Source organism: Bifidobacterium sp. POST2/T3 (B1), assembly GCF_058197115.1.
On the sequence record NZ_JBVPQK010000355.1, the window covers coordinates 1 to 2,663 of the forward strand.

The window sequence follows — 2,663 nt, forward strand, 5'->3', positions numbered from 1 at the left end:
CTGGACCGGGTCGGCGGCATCGTCCACGATCTCCGAGGCCAGTTCCACATTCTCCCTGGCGGTCAGGTTGGCCACCAAATTGTAGAACTGGAAGACGAAACCCACATCGTAGCGACGGTAGGTGGTCAGTTGCCGGGCGTCGTAGCCGGCGATGTCCTTCCCGTCCACGATCACCTGGCCCTCGTTGCAGGTGTCCATGCCGCCCAGGATGTTCAGCACGGTCGACTTGCCCGCCCCCGAGGCGCCGAGGATGACCACCAGCTCGCCCTTCTCGATGGAGAAGGTGACGTCGTTGTTGGCCACGATGGTCGTCTCGCCGGTCACATACCGTTTCGTCTCTCCGATGACGTCGATATAGCCCATCATGCCCTCTCATAACCCTGGCCGTGCGGTGGGGCTGTCCGACGCGAGGGACGCCCCTTGATGCTCTTTTCCCCACTACTGTATACGTTCGCGGGGTCCGGGGCACAGGAGAACCGCCTGCAAGTCGGCGACATATTCACCGACCCTGCAAGGGCTCGGAGGCTCAGAGGGCTTGAAGGAGATTGCCTAGTTTGTGGCTGTCTCTGACCGGTCTGCCCTGGCGGAAGGTGATAAACCGTTGGCAGGTCTGGGCCAGGAACTCCTGGTCGTGCGAGATGACAATCACCATGACCCCCAGGGAGCGCATGTAGCGGATCATTCCGGTCACCTGGTTCATGTGGAGCAGGTCCAGGCCGCTGGTGGGCTCGTCCAGAACCACCAGGCGCTTGCCCGACAATATGGCGGCCGCAATGGCCACCCGTTGCTTTTCCCCGCCGGAGAGGGTGTTGGGGTGCCGGCCCAGGAGCCGCTCCAGGTCCAGCTTTCGCGCCACCTCCTTGAAGAGGTCGGTCCGCCTGGCTCCAAGGAGCATCTCGCCCTCCACGGTCTCGCTGAAGAGCTGGTAGTTGACATCCTGGAAGACCATGTAGGAGTCCTCGACACGCTCCCTGGCGGTCTGCTTGGTCCCATTCAGGCTGATTTCCGACCTGTCGCCAGGTTTGAGCAGTCCGGTCAGGACCGAGGCGAAGGTGCTCTTGCCGGCTCCATTGCGTCCGATGATGCCGGTGATGTCCTCGCTGGACAGGGTCAGGTCGTCCACATCCAGTGCTGGAGGCTGGTCGTGATGGTAGGCATAGGTCAGGTTCCTGACCCGGAGCAGGTCGGGGGTCTTCTCGGTGATGACCCTGGCTGGAGCGCTCGCGTCCTGGTCCGCATCCAAGTTCAGAGCCCGCAGCCCCAGGGCCTGGCGGCTTGGGCCGTCCAGTCCTCTCATGGCGGCTGGGGACAGGTGCTCCGCCAGCCTGCCGTCCTTCATGACCAGGAAGTCGTCGGCCAGGCCGTCCAGGTAGTAGAGGCGGTGCTCGATCAGGACCATGGTCAGGCCCCGGTCCTTCAAGTGGCCCAGGATCTGCGCCAGGCTGGCCACCGCTTCGACGTCCAGATTGCCTGAGGGCTCGTCCAGGACCAGGATCTGCGGGTTCATCATGCAGGAGGAGGCGATGGCGATCATCTGCTTCTCGCCCCCCGACAGGGAGAAGATGTCCCGGTCCATAAGCGGGGCGATGCCGAAGAGGTCAGCCACCTGGTCTATGCGCTCCCGGATAGCATCTGGCTGGACCCCGGTGTTCTCCAGGGGGAAGGCCAGCTCGCTGCGGACGTCGGTGGTGAAGAACTGTGTCTTGGGGTTCTGGAAGACCGATCCCACCTGCTCCGAAAGCCGGTAGATGGGCCGGGCCGTGGTGGGTTCGCCCCCGATCAGGCACTCTCCCTCCAGCTTGCCCTCGTAGAGTTCGGGAATCAGGCCGTTGATGACCCTGGACAGGGTGGACTTGCCGCAACCGCTCGGCCCGGTGACCACGGTCAGCCGTCCTTGGCCCATCCGGCAGGAGACCTCCTTGAGGGATGGCTTGCTGGCGCCCTCGTAGGTGAAGCTAAGCCTGGAACATTGCAACATAGGCTCCACATCCCATAAGGACCAGACCCAGGGCGCACATGAGTGCATCCAGTCCGGTGAAGGCAATCCGTTGGATGGAGGTCTTGGGTCCGGGGTCGCCGATCCCCCTGGTCAGGGCGGCCGAGGTCAGGTCGGAGGCCACGTTGGTGGCGTTGTTGAGCAGGGGAACGTAGATGTATTCCATGGTTCGCATCGGATGCCGGACCATGTCGCCGGTGGTGACCGCGATCCCCCTGAATTTCATGGCCCGTCTGATCTGGGCGTAGTCGTGCCTGACGGTCGGGAAGAAGCGGAAGAGGACGCTGACGGGGATGACCAGCCACTGGGGGGCGTGGATCTTGCGCAGCAGGTAGACCAGCTCCGAGACCTTGGTGGTGCCCATCATGAAGGCCGCGACCAGCACTAGGGGGAGGATCCTGCCCACGCCGACGAAGAGGAAGAGCAGGTAATGCCCCGGCAGGTTCTCGGGGAAGACCATGGCCAGGGAGGCGCCCAAGGCGAAGACCAGACAGACCAGAAGCCAGGCCTGGCCCTTCCTGACCCTGCCCACGATGACCTGGAAGCTGCAGAAGTAGATGTTGATGGCCAGGACCAGCGGAGTGGGAAGGGTGACGAAAATCAGGGCGTTGGCGAAGATGACCAGCAGGAATCTGGTGTAGATGGAGATGGGCCTCATTGCTTGGCG

General features: G+C 63.2%; 3 protein-coding genes. All 3 read right to left on the reverse strand.

Features of this window, described 5'->3' with window-relative positions:
- Positions 1 to 366 (reverse strand): ATP-binding cassette domain-containing protein (locus tag AC0AP0_RS11525; RefSeq protein WP_490430569.1); only part of this gene is annotated, 366 nt, incomplete at its 3' end.
- A gap of 160 nt (positions 367 to 526) precedes the next feature.
- Positions 527 to 1,978, reverse strand: a complete 1,452-nt coding sequence (locus AC0AP0_RS11530) for an ABC transporter ATP-binding protein (protein WP_490430570.1) — start codon at positions 1,976 to 1,978, stop codon at positions 527 to 529.
- The coding region (locus AC0AP0_RS11535) for an energy-coupling factor transporter transmembrane component T (RefSeq protein ID WP_490430571.1) at positions 1,956 to 2,663 on the reverse strand (708 nt) is incomplete at its 5' end. The genes AC0AP0_RS11530 and AC0AP0_RS11535, both read right to left, overlap by 23 nt.